Below are 17,103 nucleotides of genomic sequence, written 5' to 3' on the forward strand. Positions count from 1 at the left end.
TCAACTCCGGAGTGGGCTTAAGCGGTTCGCGACTTACGATTTCGACCCGGTCGGGGGCACCGTATAGCGCGTTGCGTGGCTGCCGACGAGGGCCGTGGAGCGCACCGAGGCCCCCGCTTCGATCAGGGCAGCCTTGATCTTGTCGATGCTGCTTGTCGCGGTGACCGAGACCAGCAGCGCGGCGCCGTCGAAGGCGGTGTCGGGCACCGCCACGATCTCGGCGAGCGGCGACAGGGCGCGCGCGACCTCCGCATTCCACCCAGAGACGCGTACGCTGAAGGTCTCGACCTCCGTCACCAGCGCGCTGTCGGCGACGCGCGAGACCGCGAACACGGGCAACGCCGCCGGATGGTCGGCGCGCTCGACGAAGGGCAGCCGCGCGATGATCTTTGGCGCGCCAGCTTCTTCCAGCGACAGCCACCACGGCGTGCGGCTCGAGGTCGCCGAGACCAGCGCCAGATCGCCCTTGGACTTCGCGACGGCCTCGACCGCCGCCTGCGCGCTGAAATGCGCGACGTAAGGCACGGTGAAGCCGAAATGGAATCGCGCGGAATCGCGCATGGCCGGCTCGCTCGCCGAGATGTCGGCGTGGACCGAGAACGGGGCCTGGACATAGGTGAAGGTCGCGATGATGACGCGCCAGATGCTCTCGACCGTGTCGAGCGGCAGGATGCCGCGATGACGCTGCACGAGGTCGCGCATCATGGAGGCCTCGCGTGCCGGGCGGAACGCCGAGCCGACCTCCTGGGTCTGCTTCACCTGGATCAGGCGGTCGATGATGTCGCCGCGTTGCATCAGCAGGCGATGCATGCCTTCGTCGATCGCGTCGATCTCCTTACGCAATTCCTGGAGTGATGGTGGCGCGGGCGGACGTTGGGACATGTCTGACAGGTGCTGCTGAGAGGCTTTCCAATGCGGATCAGTCGAGCCGTCACCGCTGTGATGGATATCCTGATTAGGCAGTCGGGGCTGCGAAAGCAAAGAGAAATGCAAAGAGAAATCGGGCCCTTTCCGCCCGTGGCGCGACAGGCGAATTTGGCTGATCCGGGCCGTGACTTGACGAAAACCGTCCAAGACGGTAGTTTTTACCCGTTCCGTGGTCATTTGAGCCGGCCGGCTTGCAGCCACGTTAAAAAACTCGCTAAACAGGCCGGGGACGCTTTCGATCCCGGCCGAACCTATCGTTCAGGCCGGGTTTTTCATGGCCTGATGTCAATGCGGTCACTTCTACGATCGCAAACGAGGTCGATGGTCAGATGGTTGGCGTCCAGTCCATTCCGAGTCCCGCGATCACCGCCGACGAGCGGTCGCACGAGGTGGATCATCCGAGTTCGCACGTCGCGCAGTTCGGCTCGGAGCAGCCGCTGCGGCTCGACTGCGGGGTCGATCTCAGCCCGTTCCAGATCGCCTACCAGACCTACGGCGAGCTGAATGCCGATCGCTCCAACGCGATCCTGATCTGCCATGCGCTGACCGGCGACCAGCACGTCGCCAACGTGCACCCTGTCACCGGCAAGCCCGGCTGGTGGGAGACCTTGGTCGGCCCCGGCCGGCCGCTCGATCCCAACGAATATTTTATCATCTGCTCCAACGTGATCGGCGGCTGCATGGGCTCGACCGGCCCGGCCTCGATCAATCCCGCGACCGGCAAGGTTTGGGGGCTCGATTTCCCCGTCATCACCATCCCCGACATGGTGCGCGCGCAGGCGATGCTGATCGACCGGCTCGGCATCGACACGCTGTTCGCGGTCGTCGGCGGCTCGATGGGCGGCATGCAAGTGCTGCAATGGACTGCGGCGTATCCGAGTCGCGTGTTCTCCGCGCTGGCGATTGCCTGCTCGACACGACACTCGGCGCAGAACATCGCGTTCCACGAGCTTGGCCGTCAGGCGGTGATGGCCGACCCCGACTGGCACCATGGCGGCTATGCCGATCGAGGTATCCATCCGCATCGTGGCCTCGCTGTCGCCCGGATGGCGGCGCACATCACCTATCTCTCCGACGCCGCGCTGCATCGAAAATTCGGGCGGCGCATGCAGGACCGCGAGCTGCCGACTTTCTCTTTCGACGCCGACTTCCAGGTTGAGTCCTATCTGCGCTACCAGGGCTCGTCCTTCGTCGAGCGCTTCGACGCCAACTCCTATCTCTATCTGACCCGCGCGATGGACTATTTCGACATCGCCGCCGACCACGGCGGTGTGCTGGCGAAGGCGTTCGCGGGAATCCAGACCCGCTTCTGCGTGGTCTCCTTCACCAGCGACTGGCTGTTCCCGACCTCGGAATCGCGCGCGCTGGTGCACGCGCTGAATGCGTCGAGCGCGCGGGTGTCGTTCGCCGAAATCGAGACCGATCGCGGTCACGACGCCTTCCTGCTCGACGTGCCCGAATTCCTTGATATCTCCCGCGCCTTCCTGCAATCGGCAGGCAAGGCGCGCGGGCTCACCGCCAATAATGCTTAAGGACGGCTAGTCATGTCTGTACAGGAAGCGTTGCCGCTGGGCGGCCTTGCGACCGGGCAGCCCGGTGATTTTCGCGCGGACCATGTGCTGGTGGCCAACATGGTCAAGCCGGGCTCGAAGGTGCTCGACGTCGGCTGCGGCGAGGGCGACCTGCTCCAACTGCTGGAAACCCGCGGCGTCGACGGCCGCGGCATCGAGCTGTCGCGCGAGGGCGTCAACCGCTGCGTCGCCAAGGGTCTTGCGGTGGTGCAGGGCGATGCCGACACCGACCTCGTGAATTATCCGGATGACGCCTTCGACTACGTGATCCTGTCGCAGACGTTGCAGGCGACGCGGCAGCCGAAAGTGGTGCTGGAGAATTTGCTGCGCATCGGCCGCCGCGCCATCGTGTCGTTCCCGAATTTCGGCTTCTGGAAGATGCGGCTCCAGCTCCTGATCGGCGGCCACATGCCGCGCACGGAGAACCTGCCGGCAAGCTGGTATGACACCGCCAACATCCATTTCTGCACCATCAAGGATTTCGTCGAGCTCTGCGACGCGATCGACGTCAAGATGGAACGTGCCGAGGCGCTCGACCTCTACGGCCGTCCGCTGCGGCTGCGGATGCCTTGGTGGGTGTGGAATCTGTTCGGCGAGCAGGGCGTGTTTCTGCTGACGCGGGGCGGCAGGAAGTAGGCCGGCCCGTTACCCCATCTACGCGACCCAGTACCTGGTGACGCCTTCGCGCTAATGCGCCGCCAGTGACCTCGGGTCGCGCACCGGCCATCTTCCCGCTTCCACCAGCGTGACGAACCGTTCCACCGTTTCGTTGAACAGCGCTGGCTCTTCGAGATTGAGGACGTGGCCGGACTTTGGAAACATGGCGAGCCCTGCCGCCGGCAGATGCTTCTTCAGAAACAGGCTTGCGCCCACGCACGGATCGTCCTCGTCGCCGCAGATGATGAGTGCCGGCGTCGTGGCCGCTCTGATCGCGTCCGTCATCGTAAAGATCGAGGGACGGCCGGCCTGGAAGCCGCGCATCGTCCGCGCTGATCCCTTGGCGTCGTGCCGCGCCAGGGCGGCATAGAAATCGGCGTGACCGCGCGGGTCCTTCACCAGGAAGGGAATCCGGCTCGGCGCCTCGCGCGTGACTTTTGCGACTTCGGCTGAGCCGAGCATCTCGAATTGCTCCGCGTTGGCGCGGCACTGCTGGCGCCAAGCGTCGAGGTTCTCGATCTCCGAGCCCGAGCCGACGCCGGCGAGCGTCATCGACAGCGCACGTTGGGGCGCGTTGAGCCCGATCTGGAGCGACGAATAGGCGCCCATCGAGAGGCCGACGAAGTGCGCGCGATCGATCTTCAGATGATCGAGCACCGCGAGCGCATCGGTGTAGAAATGCGTGTAGCGGTAGACCTCGCCATCAGGCACGTCCGATGGCGTGTAGCCGCGTGCGGAATAGGTGATGCAGCGATGGCCGCGCGAGAAGTAGCGCATCTGCGGCTCCCAATTGGTGTAGTCGGCCGCGAATTCGTGCAGAAAAATAATCGGCGTGCCCGTGCCCGCTTCTTCGAAATAGAGTCGACAATTGTCCTTCGTGAGGGCGTGAGGCATCCGGTTTTCTCCCTGAGGTGGCTGCGGCTTTGGAATGCCGTCCTGCGGTCAGCGCATACGATGGTAGCACTTATTAATCATCGTCCAAATTCTTAGGGGCCGCGTCTTGTTCTCGCCACATCAGGATACTGATACAGCCCGCGGATGTCGGCCACCGCACGGGCCGACGGGGAAGTGGGGTGTCAACGAAGGATGAAGAATGTTCGAGTTGTTTGCGTCTCGCCTGTCGCGCTGTGTCGTTGCGCTGGCTGTTTTCTTCGCGGCGTTCGCCGCCTTCACTTCTCCGGCGTCAGCACGACCTCATCGTCATAGCGCAGAGCGGCACGCTTACGCGCATCACGCCAGCAGACATCATCATTACCGGCATGCACGCGGCTCGCGCTTCGAGCGCGGCGCGGCGCAATTGCAGGCGAACGGCTTCGGCAACACCTTCGCCAGCTATGATCCGAACGCCAATAGCGGCGGCATCGCCATAAGCGGCAGCGCTGGAACGGCTATGAGCGGCAGTGGTGGAATGGCCATGAGCGGCAGCCGTGGAATGGCCATGAGCGGCAACGCTGGAATGGTTACCAGCGGTGAGATGACCACGCGCGCCAGCCGTCGAATTATGAGGCGTGGAGGTGGGATAGCCACTAACGCGAATGACGGCGGCATGGCCAATAGCGCGACGAGCGGCGGCGGCTTCGGCGGTGGGTCGGGCCTCGTGTCCGAGGCACGCCGCTATGTCGGCGGCAATCCGACCGGTCGCGGTAGCCTGTGGTGCGCGCGCTTCATGAACATGGTGCTCGAAAAGACCGGTCATCGTGGCACCGGCTCCGACATGGCGAATTCGTTCGCGCATTACGGCACGCGCGTGTCCGGTCCGCAGGTCGGCGCCATCGCAGTGATGTCGCGTGGTGGCCGGGGCGGTCATGTCGGCATCATCACCGGTGTCGACGCGCAGGGCAATCCGATCATGATCTCCGGCAACAACGGCAACCGCGTTCGCGAAGCACCGGTCTCGCGCGGCCGGATCTATGCGTATGTGATGCCGAACTGACGGCCGTCATTGCGAGGAGCGAAGCGACGAAGCAATCCAGACTGTCTCCGCGGGCGCATTCCTGGATTGCTTCGCTTCGCTCGCAATGGCGGAGCGGGGCCAGCGCGCAGCGTCACACCAGCTTCGGCTGTTCCAATGCAACCGCGTCGCCCACGCCGATGTCGCCTTCAGCGATCACCTCGGCATAGATGCCGCAGTCCATGTGGCCGAGATTGCTCGAGAGCGTGGCGGGGATTTCGAGATCGCGCTTGGCGGTATCAGGGTCGACATTGGTGGCCGGGCAGCGCTTGATGCGCTTGACCACTTGCAGCCGGGCCTGTCCGATCGCGAGCGTCTGGCCGACGAGGTCGAGCTCGGACCAGGCCGGCCAGCCCTTCACGTAGAGATTGGCGCGGAAGCGTAGCGGGTGGACGGCGGCGCCGCCGAGCATCGTCTCGAGCGCGCGGACGCTGTCGAGATTGATGATGGACACGACCTTGCGGGCGACGTCTGAAAAGCTGTGGTCGCGGCCGGACAGGATCTTGGGCGGGCCCTTCAGCTCCGGCTGAAAATTTTCCCTGAAATAGTCCTCGATGGCGGCGCGCCCGGCGGCGGTCTCGAGATCGCCGCTGGCGACGATCTGGCCGTCCTTGCGGATGGTCAGGCAATTGGTCGCGTCCTCGAACCGGCTGTCGAGCGAAGCTAGCCGCTCATTCCGCGCCAGCATCAGGAACTGGATCTTCGGCTTCCACTGCGGTGCTTCCGGATCGAAGCCGCTCGGGCCGTTCTCGATGGCGTAGCGGCGGTCGGCGGGCAGGGTCTGGCCGGCTCGCAGGGAGACGCGGGGCAGGGCCTCCGGCGTCAGGCCCTTGATCGGGTAGCGGTAGAGCCCGGTGATCTCGGCGGTCTGGCTGATTGTCATTGCGCTGGGTGTCATGCCGCTACTTAGGGGATTCGGCCCACCGGCGCCAAGCGGGCGGATCCGCGCACGAAATTGTGAACTCGCCTCTTCCGGTCCGAGGCCTCGCTTCCCACATCTGGGTCAGGCCGGCGCCAGCGCCGGCTGATAACGACCGTTGCCGGTTGAGAAACGTCAATGCGGTAATCGGAAACCCAATGAAGATGCCGTTTGGAGTGCCTTTGAGGGCTCCAGGGGCAGGCCGAGGGAAAGACCACGAAATGAACATCGAAAAATATACCGAACGCTCCAGAGGCTTCGTCCAGTCCGCGCAGTCGCTTGCGGTGCGCGAAGGGCACCAGCAGTTTTCGACCCTGCACGTCCTGAAGGTGCTGCTGGACGACAATGAAGGCCTCGCTGCCGGCCTGATCGACCGCGCCGGCGGCAATTCCCGCGCAATCCTGAAGGCGACCGAGGACGCCCTGAACAAGGTGCCGAAGGTCTCTGGCGGCGGAGCCGGCCAGATCTATCTGGCGCCCGAACTCGCGCGCACCTTCGACGCCGCCGAAAAGGCTGGCGAGAAGGCCGGCGACAGCTTTGTCACCGTCGAGCGGCTGCTGCTCGGCCTGGCGCTGGAGAAGACCAGCGAGGCGGGCGCGATCCTGGCCAAGGGCGGCGTCACCCCGCAAAACCTCAACGCGGCGATCGAAGCGCTGCGCAAGGGCCGAACGGCGGACTCCGCCACGGCCGAGAACGCGTATGACGCGCTGAAGAAATATGCCCGCGACCTCACTCAGGCGGCGCGCGACGGCAAGCTCGACCCGGTCATCGGCCGCGACGAGGAGATCCGCCGCACGATCCAGGTGCTGTCGCGCCGGACCAAGAACAATCCCGTCCTGATCGGCGAACCCGGCGTCGGCAAGACCGCCATCGCCGAGGGCTTGGCGCTGCGCATCGTCAACGGTGACGTGCCGGAGAGCCTGAAGGACAAGAAGCTGCTGTCGCTCGACCTCGGCTCGCTGATTGCAGGTGCAAAATATCGCGGCGAGTTCGAGGAGCGGCTGAAGGCCGTGCTGCAGGAGGTGACCGGGAGCGATGGTAATTTCGTCCTGTTCATCGACGAGATGCACACGCTGATCGGCGCTGGTAAGGGCGATGGCGCGATGGACGCGTCCAATTTGCTCAAGCCTGCGCTCGCCCGCGGCGAGCTGCACTGCATCGGCGCCACCACGCTCGACGAGTACCAGAAGCACGTCGAAAAGGACGCGGCGCTGGCGCGGCGATTCCAGCCGATCTTCGTCAGCGAGCCCTCGGTCGAGGATACGATCTCCATTCTGCGCGGGCTGAAGGACAAATACGAGCAGCACCACGGCGTGCGGATCACCGATTCCGCGCTGGTCGCCGCCACGACCCTGTCCAACCGCTACATCACCGACCGCTTCCTGCCGGACAAGGCCATCGACCTCATGGACGAGGCGGCCGCGCGGCTCAAGATGCAGGTCGATTCCAAGCCGGAAGAGCTGGATTCGATGGATCGGGAAATCATCCGGCTGAAGATCGAACAGGAAGCGTTGAAGAAAGAAAGCGATGCCGGGTCGAAGAGCCGCCTGCAGACGCTGGAGAAGGAGCTGGCCGATCTCGAGGAGAAGTCCGCGGCGCTCACCGCACGCTGGAGCGCGGAGAAGAACAAGCTCTCCGACGCTCAGAAACTGAAGGCCGAGCTCGACGGCTTGCGGGTTGAACTTGCCAACGCACAACGGCGCGGTGAATTCCAGAAGGCCGGCGAGCTGGCCTATGGCCGGATCCCCGAATTGGAAAAGCAGCTTGCGGAGATCGAGGCCAAGGAGAACTCCGGCGAGATGATGGAGGAGGCGGTCACCGCCAACCACATCGCGCAGGTGGTCTCGCGCTGGACCGGCGTGCCCGTCGACAAGATGCTCGAAGGCGAGAAAGACAAGCTCCTGCGGATGGAGGACTCGCTCGGCAAGCGCGTCGTCGGCCAGGCCGAGGCCGTGCGTGCGGTCGCGACCGCCGTTCGCCGTTCGCGCGCGGGGCTGCAGGACCCGAACCGGCCGACCGGCTCGTTCATGTTCCTCGGGCCCACCGGCGTCGGCAAGACCGAGCTGACGAAAGCGCTCGCCGAGTATCTGTTCAACGACGAGACCGCGATGGTCCGCCTCGACATGTCCGAGTACATGGAGAAGCACTCGGTCTCGCGGCTGATCGGCGCGCCTCCGGGCTATGTCGGTTATGACGAGGGCGGTGCGCTCACCGAAGCGGTGCGGCGCCGGCCCTACCAGGTCGTGCTGTTCGACGAGATCGAGAAGGCGCATCCCGACGTGTTCAACGTGCTGTTGCAGGTGCTCGACGACGGCCGCCTCACCGACGGCCAGGGCCGCACCGTCGACTTCCGCAACACGCTGATCATCATGACCTCGAACCTCGGTTCGGAGTTTCTGGTGAACCAGCCGGAGGGCGAGGATACCTCGGCCGTGCGCGAGCAGGTGATGGGCATGGTGCGGGCGCACTTCAGGCCAGAGTTCTTGAACCGCGTCGATGAGATCATCCTGTTCCATCGCTTGCAGAGGAGCGAGATGGGCCGGATCGTCGAGATCCAGTTCGCACGGCTGCAAAAGCTTTTGATCGATCGCAAGATCGTGCTGACGCTCGACGCTGCGGGCCGCGACTGGCTCGCCGCCAAGGGCTGGGATCCCGCCTACGGCGCACGGCCGCTGAAGCGCGTGATCCAGCGTCACGTCCAGGATCCGCTCGCCGAGATGATCCTGGCCGGCGACGTCAAGGACGGCGACAACGTTGCGATCTCCTCCGAAGGCAACGTGCTGACCTTCAACGGCAAGGCGCCGCAGACCGCGGAGATCGCCCAGTTCGAGGCGCCGGTGTCGAAGCGGAAGCTGAACTGATCGTCGGCATTCGAAGCCTGAAGCAACAAGCCGCCCCGGAGATGTCAACCTCTCCGGGGCGGTTTGTTTTGCGGGTTGTTGGCGAACTTACTGCGGCGACCTATTTCTTCGTGAGCTTGTAGATCGCGTTCTCGATGTCAGAAGAGAAATAGATCGTGCCGGATTCCCCGATGCCGACGCCTGTCGGAATGTGCGTCGGCAGTCCTCCGGGTGCACCCACGAGGCCGATTGGAAGATTGGCCGCGATCTCGGTAACCGTGCCGGTCTCCGGCACGATTTCGATCAACCGTTTGGCGCCGACCTCCGCTACGATCAGCTTGCCGTCTCTGGCGCGGGCGATGCCTTCGGGCATTTTCAGGTCCTTGGCGACGACTGTCTTTTCGCCGTTGCTCCCGATCATCGAGATCACGCCGGAAAAGGCTTCGGTGAGATAGACCTCGCCACGCGATCCAGCGACGAGCCCGACCGGGCCCTCGAGGCCGCCGATCAGTGTGGTGCGATCCTTGCCGTGCTCGCCGCTGACGCGGACCAGCGATTTGGTGCCGAACTCGGCCACCAGGATGCTGCCGTCCGCGAGCACGAGCGCGTCGTGCGGCGCCTTGAAGCCGTGCAGCATGTCGCGGGTGGCCCCGGTCTTGCCGTCGATCACCTGCACCGTGCCGGTGAACCAGCTCGATAGGACCACATCGTTGCCCTTCGCCGTTGCGCTCATCGGATATTCGAGCGTGACGCCGGCGGCGTGCATGCGCGCCTTCTCGGTGACCTCGCCGGTCGCGCCGTCCACCGTGCGATAGGCGAACACGTCGGCGACGTGGATCGTATCCTTGCCGTTCTCTGACGTGACGCCGATGCCGCCGGGCAAGGCGAGCTTGCCGATGATCACCTGCCGCGCCTGGCCGGTCGCCGGATCGACCTCCTGGATGCCGTTATCGGCCATGTTGGAGACGTAGATTCGGTCCTTGTCGTCGATCGCGAGATTGTCCAGCGACGGCTTCAATTGTGCGACCATGGTCTTGGCGCCCGACTTGGGATCGACCCGAACGAGCTGGCCGAGCGCGGTGTCGACTACCCAGAGATCGCCCTTGGAATCGAAGTTCACCGCGGCCGGGACCTTGAAGCCGTCCGCGACGACGGTCAGCTCGGCCTTGTCGACGTCGACCTTTGCGACCTGTCCCTTGAACCAGAGCGGACCGTAGAGCTTGTCGTCGGGACCGAACTCGAAGCCGTTGAGGCCGCCCATCTTCTCCATGATCTGGCGCGGCGGTTTGACGCCCTCGACGTCGATCTCATAGAGCGTGTCGCCGAGGAAGACGGTGGTGGCGTACAGCCTGCCGTCCTTGCGGAAGGCGAGCGAGTTGATGCCGGGAAGGCCTGAAGCGAGTTTCTTGATCGGGCCGTCGCCCTTGCGCGAATAAAGATCGCCGGCCAGGAATCCGGTCCAGGCCATGGTGCCGTCGGGGGCGAATGCGATGTCGTCGGCCATTCCGATCGGGGCGGGGATTGCAACCTTCGCGCTACCGCCGGGGATGTCGACCTCGTAGAGCGCCGCGCCCGCGACGCTGCCGGCAAACAGATGGCCGGCCTTGTCGATCGCAAGCCCGTGCACGCCGTGGAACGCCGAGCCCGGAACGAGCTTGGTGACCTCCCAGTTTTCGGCCGAAACACTGGTAGCGGAGACGACCGCAGCGACGAAGGCTGCGCAGGCGAGCCTGTTCTTCATGGCGAGACCTCCCGTTTTTTGGAAAGTATTCGCTCCTCATGCCGCTTTGGCAAACGAAACTTGACGTTGTGATGCGGCCAAGCCGGGCCCCGCGCGACGTCGTCAAATCCGGCTCGTGCTTGAATATGTCCGGCCGATCTCGGCCCGGTTCGCCGGCTTTACCTGTTGGTGACCTGCAACGGACCGCCGGTGGCGTCCGACATCCGGGCGATGGCACCGGCGCGGCCGCTCATCATGCCGTCGAGCCGGTCGCGCTCCTTCTCGAAGCCGGCCAGCATCGGGCCTTCCAACGAGCGGCCGCGCGGCAGTTTCACACGCAGCGGATCGACGAAGCGGCCGTTGACCAGGATTTCGTAGTGGACGTGCGGGCCGGTCGACGCGCCGGTCGAACCGACGAAGCCGATCACCTGGCCCTGCCGCACCTTCTTGCCGGGCTCCATGCCCTTGGCGAAGGCCGACATATGGCCATAAGCGGTCTCGTAGCCGTTGTTGTGCTTGATGCGGATGTATTTGCCGTAGCCGCCCTCGGGGCCGGCCTTCTCGATCACGCCATTGCCGGAGGCGAAGATCGGCGTGCCGTAGGAGGTGGCCCAGTCGACGCCGGTATGCATCTTCACATAGCCGAGGATGGGGTGACGGCGGCCGCCGAAGCCGGAGCGCATGATGGCGTTGTTGACGGGCTTGCGCACCAGGAACTTCTTCGCGCTCTTGCCGGTCTCGTCATAGTAATCGACGACGCCGTCATCGGGGCTCTGGTAGCGGTAGTATTTCTTGGTCTCGCCGCCGAGCGTCAGCGAAGCGAACAGCACGTCGTTCTTTTCGCTCGCGGTCACGCCTTCGTCTTCGCCGGCGTAGAACACGTCGAATGAATCGCCCGGCGCCACCTTGCGCTGGAAATCGACGTCGTAGGAATAGATCTTGATCATGTCGTCGATGACGGGCATCGGCACTTTGTTGCGCATCGCGGTCTCGTAGATGCTCTGGTAGAGCCGCACGCCCGTGCCGTCATCCTCGTCATCGTCGTCGCTGTTGGCGTTCGCCGCCGCGTCGGCGACGGTGTTCATGCTGGAGACGTCGACCGCGACGTATTTGCCGAGATCGGACAGCGCCGCGATCGCCTCGACCATGGTCTCGTTGGCGATGACGACGCGGTAGGGCTGCAGGCGGGCGCCGGGGCTTGCGGGCGCCATCAGGATCCGCAGCTTCTCGCCTTCCTTCAGGCCGCCGTCGCGGCCGCGCGGCCCAAGCGTCGCGGTGATCGCCTTGATCTCCTCGGCCGTGGCGCCGAGATCGCGCAGCACGCCGGCGACGCTGTCGCCCTTCTTGACCACGTGGACGCGTTCGCCGTTGGGATTGCCGCCGGTGATCTGCTCTTTGGTCTTCGGCAGCAGCGTGACGTTTTCCGGCACCACGCGCGTCTCGAAGCCGGCATAGGGATCGGACGGCGACACTTCGGTGGCGTAGGCGCTTCTGATATCGGACGGGCCGGTCGCGCCGGAGACGTCGGCCGCAGCATTGGAGAGCGCGGCGTAGCGCACCCCGCCATTGCCGCGCCAGTTGGCGGCATCGCGGACCCGCATCAGGATGTCGTCGAGCGCCACCACTGCGGAAATCTTGGCTTTCGGCAGCACCTGGGAGAGGTCCTTGGTGACGAACGAGACCTCGGCGTCGGGTTCGACGGCTTCCGGATTGTTGGGATCCTCGGATGCCGCCTTCGGATCGGATCCGACATCGGTGAGAAGGCGCTGGGCGTTGAATGGCGGGATCTTCGCCGACAGATCGCTCGTCGTCATCGACAGATTGCCGGCAATCCGGATGAAGGGACGCACCCGCATCACGTCGCGGTTGCCGACGCGGGCGACGGTCGAGACGCGCACGATGTTGCGCGAGGCCGTGGATTCGCTCGGCGGCGGCAGGCGGTCGCTCTTGTGCAGCGTGGCGGTGCGGTCGGCTGCGCCGAATGCGCCGCGCAGCGCGCCTTCGACGCGCTCCGGCACCTTGGCGAAGGTCATCTCGCCGTCGAGCGAAGCGAAAACGGCGCCGCCGATCAGGGCTGCGCCGCAAAGTCCGGTTAGAATCGTCCCGCTGAACCATTGCACCGAGACGCGGCGGCGATCGATGACGGCGGCTTCCGAACCATCGACGGACAGCGGCGGCTCGTGGCCGAGATCGATGATCCCGGTCTCACGCCCGTAAGCGCCGCGTGACGTCCTATGGTTCAACCCAAGTCCCCCAATCAACGATCCGAGAGCCCGATTTCGAGCAGCCCCGTTTCGAGCAACCCTGTTTCGAGCCCCTCCTTGAGCCGCCCTCTTCGGGGCGTCTCTGGAAAAGGCAAGCCGCATAGGCGTCCGCGGTCAGAAGGCCCAGATGTCGGACCGGCCGAATTTACGAACAGCTAAGCGGAAAAAGATCTCTCGATGTGTCTCGAATGTCTGAAGAAGGCCGCTTCATCGTATGATCGCCTTCCTCTGACCCCACACAAACCGCCGGCAGCCCCCACTGGCATCCCTGCGATTCAAGCTTTGTCTGTACCAGAACGCCGGGGGATTGTGGCTCAAGTACGGCGCCTAATATGGAAAAGTTTCCCGAACGGCCGGGCGTCAGGGGCCTTCCAGGGACGAGCGATCCAAGTCGCGTCCAAGTCGCCTCATGCCGCCTCCGGAGCCCTCTCGAGCCCAAACTTTTTTTGAGTTTTTTCTCCGCGCCGGCGCGATCCAGCCGCTCAGCGACTTTCTAGCCTGCTGTAATCGCGTGGATTTTTCGAACAATCCACCGTGCGACGATTTTCTGACAATGGTCGTTGACAACCCCGATGGGCGGGGCCTATAACCCGACCACTGAGCGCGGCGCCGCCGGGTCACTGACCAAGGCGAGCGAACGCGCCACTGATGCTCCTCACCTTGTTGAGTGACACAACAGTCGACGTAAGTCGATTGGAGTTCATCCATCGTCGGTAAGGGTGTCGGAACCCTTCCTCTCTGGAAGGTTGGGACCTCCTGGTCCCGGGCTGTTTGACAAGTGAAGATGAAGAAAGAGAAACGTGGACGGCGGAGTCCTTGCGCCTCTCGGATACTGAAGAGCTTCGGCTTTTGAGTTCTGAGAGGGGACGAAAGACTTCGGCGGTACACGTTTTAAGGTTACACCATCGTTGCCAGCGATGTGAATCGCGGGCAGCTCATCGACTTCGGTCGATGAAAAATGGTGGGACCTCGTCAAAACGTTGTGATCAGCCGGTTCAAAGTTCAAGTCCAACTTGAGAGTTTGATCCTGGCTCAGAGCGAACGCTGGCGGCAGGCTTAACACATGCAAGTCGAGCGGGCGTAGCAATACGTCAGCGGCAGACGGGTGAGTAACGCGTGGGAACATACCTTTTGGTTCGGAACAACACAGGGAAACTTGTGCTAATACCGGATAAGCCCTTACGGGGAAAGATTTATCGCCGAAAGATTGGCCCGCGTCTGATTAGCTAGTTGGTGAGGTAATGGCTCACCAAGGCGACGATCAGTAGCTGGTCTGAGAGGATGATCAGCCACATTGGGACTGAGACACGGCCCAAACTCCTACGGGAGGCAGCAGTGGGGAATATTGGACAATGGGCGCAAGCCTGATCCAGCCATGCCGCGTGAGTGATGAAGGCCCTAGGGTTGTAAAGCTCTTTTGTGCGGGAAGATAATGACGGTACCGCAAGAATAAGCCCCGGCTAACTTCGTGCCAGCAGCCGCGGTAATACGAAGGGGGCTAGCGTTGCTCGGAATCACTGGGCGTAAAGGGTGCGTAGGCGGGTCTTTAAGTCAGGGGTGAAATCCTGGAGCTCAACTCCAGAACTGCCTTTGATACTGAGGATCTTGAGTTCGGGAGAGGTGAGTGGAACTGCGAGTGTAGAGGTGAAATTCGTAGATATTCGCAAGAACACCAGTGGCGAAGGCGGCTCACTGGCCCGATACTGACGCTGAGGCACGAAAGCGTGGGGAGCAAACAGGATTAGATACCCTGGTAGTCCACGCCGTAAACGATGAATGCCAGCCGTTAGTGGGTTTACTCACTAGTGGCGCAGCTAACGCTTTAAGCATTCCGCCTGGGGAGTACGGTCGCAAGATTAAAACTCAAAGGAATTGACGGGGGCCCGCACAAGCGGTGGAGCATGTGGTTTAATTCGACGCAACGCGCAGAACCTTACCAGCCCTTGACATGTCCAGGACCGGTCGCAGAGATGTGACCTTCTCTTCGGAGCCTGGAACACAGGTGCTGCATGGCTGTCGTCAGCTCGTGTCGTGAGATGTTGGGTTAAGTCCCGCAACGAGCGCAACCCCCGTCCTTAGTTGCTACCATTTAGTTGAGCACTCTAAGGAGACTGCCGGTGATAAGCCGCGAGGAAGGTGGGGATGACGTCAAGTCCTCATGGCCCTTACGGGCTGGGCTACACACGTGCTACAATGGCGGTGACAATGGGACGCTAAGGGGCAACCCTTCGCAAATCTCAAAAAGCCGTCTCAGTTCGGATTGGGCTCTGCAACTCGAGCCCATGAAGTTGGAATCGCTAGTAATCGTGGATCAGCACGCCACGGTGAATACGTTCCCGGGCCTTGTACACACCGCCCGTCACACCATGGGAGTTGGTTTTACCTGAAGACGGTGCGCTAACCCGCAAGGGAGGCAGCCGGCCACGGTAGGGTCAGCGACTGGGGTGAAGTCGTAACAAGGTAGCCGTAGGGGAACCTGCGGCTGGATCACCTCCTTTCTAAGGATGGTTCTTCAGAAGCTTGCTTCTATCGAACCGTTTTAGAAACATCAGTGGCCAACGGTCGTCAGGATCGTTGAGCTGCATTGGCGGGATTTCGCCGTCTTCGTTTCTCTTTCTTCGCGGACGAACACGCGCTGGGGCTGCAACCTTGCAGAATCCCTGGTCCTTGACTGGATATGCGTTAGGGGCTTGTAGCTCAGTTGGTTAGAGCGCGCGCTTGATAAGCGTGAGGTCGGAAGTTCAAGTCTTCCCAGGCCCACCACACTCATCGAGTGAGCATTCGTCTTCTGGTTACGGGGCCATAGCTCAGCTGGGAGAGCGCGTGCTTTGCAAGCATGAGGTCGTCGGTTCGATCCCGTCTGGCTCCACCAGATGGTTTGATCACCGGCTGCTCATACCGTCGTCCGCGAAACATCACTTCGCACTTACTAGTCCGGATGGACAGTAAGCTGCGTGATTTCTGACATCGTAAAGAGGAGATCGATCCGAGTTGGATCGGGCAACAAGTAATTGTTGCGCGATACTTCATTATCTCCGGATCATTTCGGCGCTCGTGCGTCTTCCATTGTAGCTCACAAGGCTGCTTTGAAAGACAAGCGAGTTGTAAATGATCCTTTTAGCGAAGCTTGACCGCCTCGCTATCGGAACGATCTTACGAAGCAAGCTGGTCTTTCTAATCATTGTCCGGCTGCAGATAGCGTTCATCGAGGGCGCGTGCCGCAAGGTAGTTCTGCAGACAACATTCTGCCGAGTGTGTGGACATTGATAATGAGAGCAATCAAGTGCCTTAAGGGTGTTCGGTGGATGCCTTGGCGCTGAGAGGCGATGAAGGACGTGCTACGCTGCGATAAGCCGTGGGGAGCTGCGAAGAAGCTTTGATCCATGGATTTCCGAATGGGGAAACCCACCTTCGATAGCCGGAACTCCAAGACCTCAGTCGAAAGACCGTGGTGTGGGGTTCGAACAGAAATGTGAGATGCCTAGGCCTTTAGATTTCGATCGAAGAGGTTTTGGATTTCCGGTTATCAAAAGAAGGTATGAGACTTCTGAATACATAGGAGGTTTCAAGCAAACCCAGGGAACTGAAACATCTAAGTACCTGGAGGAAAGGACATCAACAGAGACTCCGTTAGTAGTGGCGAGCGAACGCGGACTAGGCCAGTGATACATCAAAGACAATCGGAACCAGTCAGGAAAGCTGGGCCTTAGAGGGTGATAGCCCCGTACGAGTAATGCGATGATGTATCCATGAGTAAGGCGGGACACGTGAAATCCTGTCTGAACGCGGGGGGACCACCCTCCAAGCCTAAGTACTCCTCAGCGACCGATAGTGAACCAGTACCGTGAGGGAAAGGTGAAAAGCACCCCGACGAGGGGAGTGAAATAGACCTGAAACCGGACACCTACAAACAGATGGAGCCCAAGATACGTTCTGGGTGACATCGTACCTTTTGTATTATGGGCCAGCGACTTAATTTAACGAGCAAGCTTAAGCCGATAGGCGAAGGCGTAGCGAAAGCGAGTCTGAATAGGGCGTCAAGTTCGTTGTATTAGACCCGAAACCTAGTGATCTAGCCATGAGCAGGTTGAAGGTGAGGTAACACTCACTGGAGGACCGAACGGGTGTCTGTTGAAAAAGACTCCGATGACTTGTGGTTAGGGGTGAAAGGCCAATCAAACTGGGAAATAGCTGGTTCTCCGCGAAAGATATTTAGGTATCGCCTCGGATGAATACCTCAGGGGGTAGAGCACT

The 17,103-nt window shown here is 62.1% G+C and carries 9 protein-coding genes, 2 tRNA genes, 2 rRNA genes and 1 riboswitch (1 of these 14 cut by a window edge); of the genes, 8 read left to right on the forward strand and 5 right to left on the reverse strand.

Annotated features, from left to right (window positions below):
- Positions 1-33 precede the first annotated feature (33 nt).
- Positions 34-882 carry a chorismate mutase gene (locus IVA93_RS03840; RefSeq protein ID WP_026232498.1) on the reverse strand — a complete coding sequence of 283 codons (849 nt, stop codon included), beginning with the start codon at positions 880-882 and terminating at the stop codon, positions 34-36.
- A gap of 204 nt (positions 883-1,086) precedes the next feature.
- Positions 1,087-1,166, forward strand: a riboswitch (SAM riboswitch).
- Between the two features lie 90 nt (positions 1,167-1,256).
- Here IVA93_RS03840 and metX point away from each other — a divergent pair.
- Positions 1,257-2,459 carry a homoserine O-acetyltransferase MetX gene (metX, locus tag IVA93_RS03845; protein WP_018453265.1) on the forward strand — a complete coding sequence of 401 codons (1,203 nt, stop codon included), beginning with the start codon at positions 1,257-1,259 and terminating at the stop codon, positions 2,457-2,459.
- Positions 2,460-2,471: 12 nt separating this feature from the next.
- The gene (metW, locus tag IVA93_RS03850) at positions 2,472-3,134 is read left to right on the forward strand and encodes a methionine biosynthesis protein MetW (protein ID WP_018453266.1); all 663 of its coding nucleotides are present in this window, start codon (positions 2,472-2,474) and stop codon (positions 3,132-3,134) included.
- 51 nt (positions 3,135-3,185) lie between these two features.
- Here the strand turns inward: metW and IVA93_RS03855 are convergent, their stop codons facing one another.
- Complete coding sequence (locus tag IVA93_RS03855) at positions 3,186-4,049, reverse strand: alpha/beta fold hydrolase (RefSeq protein WP_018453267.1); 864 nt, start codon at positions 4,047-4,049, stop codon at positions 3,186-3,188.
- Between the two features lie 199 nt (positions 4,050-4,248).
- Between IVA93_RS03855 and IVA93_RS03860 the strand changes: the two genes are divergently transcribed.
- Positions 4,249-5,088 (forward strand): TIGR02594 family protein, encoded by an 840-nt coding sequence (locus IVA93_RS03860; RefSeq protein ID WP_018453268.1) that lies wholly within the window; start codon positions 4,249-4,251, stop codon positions 5,086-5,088.
- Between the two features lie 112 nt (positions 5,089-5,200).
- On the opposite strand, the gene IVA93_RS03865 is transcribed toward IVA93_RS03860, so the two are convergent.
- Positions 5,201-5,989 (reverse strand): MOSC domain-containing protein, encoded by a 789-nt coding sequence (locus IVA93_RS03865; protein ID WP_018453269.1) that lies wholly within the window; start codon positions 5,987-5,989, stop codon positions 5,201-5,203.
- A gap of 257 nt (positions 5,990-6,246) precedes the next feature.
- On the opposite strand from IVA93_RS03865, the gene clpB reads away from it, so the two are divergent.
- On the forward strand, positions 6,247-8,886 hold the full coding sequence (gene clpB, locus IVA93_RS03870; RefSeq protein WP_018453270.1) for an ATP-dependent chaperone ClpB: 2,640 nt from the start codon (positions 6,247-6,249) through the stop codon (positions 8,884-8,886).
- A gap of 100 nt (positions 8,887-8,986) precedes the next feature.
- Here the strand turns inward: clpB and IVA93_RS03875 are convergent, their stop codons facing one another.
- Both IVA93_RS03875 and IVA93_RS03880 read right to left on the reverse strand, forming a co-directional pair.
- Positions 8,987-10,606 (reverse strand): NHL repeat-containing protein, encoded by a 1,620-nt coding sequence (locus IVA93_RS03875; protein WP_018453271.1) that lies wholly within the window; start codon positions 10,604-10,606, stop codon positions 8,987-8,989.
- Between the two features lie 158 nt (positions 10,607-10,764).
- The gene (locus IVA93_RS03880) at positions 10,765-12,828 is read right to left on the reverse strand and encodes a M23 family metallopeptidase (RefSeq protein ID WP_018453272.1); all 2,064 of its coding nucleotides are present in this window, start codon (positions 12,826-12,828) and stop codon (positions 10,765-10,767) included.
- 1,030 nt (positions 12,829-13,858) lie between these two features.
- Here IVA93_RS03880 and IVA93_RS03885 point away from each other — a divergent pair.
- From IVA93_RS03885 to IVA93_RS03900, 4 genes are all read left to right on the forward strand, one after another.
- Positions 13,859-15,347: ribosomal RNA gene (locus IVA93_RS03885) — 16S ribosomal RNA — on the forward strand.
- 188 nt (positions 15,348-15,535) lie between these two features.
- Positions 15,536-15,612: transfer RNA gene (locus IVA93_RS03890), tRNA-Ile, on the forward strand.
- A 33-nt stretch (positions 15,613-15,645) separates the two neighbouring features.
- A tRNA-Ala gene (locus tag IVA93_RS03895) sits at positions 15,646-15,721 on the forward strand.
- Between the two features lie 405 nt (positions 15,722-16,126).
- A 23S ribosomal RNA gene (locus tag IVA93_RS03900) occupies positions 16,127-17,103 on the forward strand; it runs 1,896 nt beyond the window's last position.
- Together the 16S and 23S rRNA genes with 2 tRNA genes alongside form the textbook arrangement of a ribosomal RNA operon.

Source organism: Bradyrhizobium sp. 155, from assembly GCF_023101105.1.
GTDB classification, from domain to species: Bacteria; Pseudomonadota; Alphaproteobacteria; order Rhizobiales; family Xanthobacteraceae; genus Bradyrhizobium; species Bradyrhizobium canariense_D.

Bases quoted from the DNA above. Each gene is read 5' to 3' on its own strand.
- IVA93_RS03840 (WP_026232498.1), bottom strand. From the start codon at position 882: ATGTCCCAACGTCCGCCCGCGCCACCATCACTCCAGGAATTGCGTAAG.
- IVA93_RS03860 (WP_018453268.1), top strand. From the start codon at position 4,249: ATGTTCGAGTTGTTTGCGTCTCGCCTGTCGCGCTGTGTCGTTGCGCTG.
- metX (WP_018453265.1), top strand. From the start codon at position 1,257: ATGGTTGGCGTCCAGTCCATTCCGAGTCCCGCGATCACCGCCGACGAG.
- IVA93_RS03855 (WP_018453267.1), bottom strand. From the start codon at position 4,049: ATGCCTCACGCCCTCACGAAGGACAATTGTCGACTCTATTTCGAAGAA.
- IVA93_RS03875 (WP_018453271.1), bottom strand. From the start codon at position 10,606: ATGAAGAACAGGCTCGCCTGCGCAGCCTTCGTCGCTGCGGTCGTCTCC.
- clpB (WP_018453270.1), top strand. From the start codon at position 6,247: ATGAACATCGAAAAATATACCGAACGCTCCAGAGGCTTCGTCCAGTCC.
- IVA93_RS03865 (WP_018453269.1), bottom strand. From the start codon at position 5,989: ATGACAATCAGCCAGACCGCCGAGATCACCGGGCTCTACCGCTACCCG.
- metW (WP_018453266.1), top strand. From the start codon at position 2,472: ATGTCTGTACAGGAAGCGTTGCCGCTGGGCGGCCTTGCGACCGGGCAG.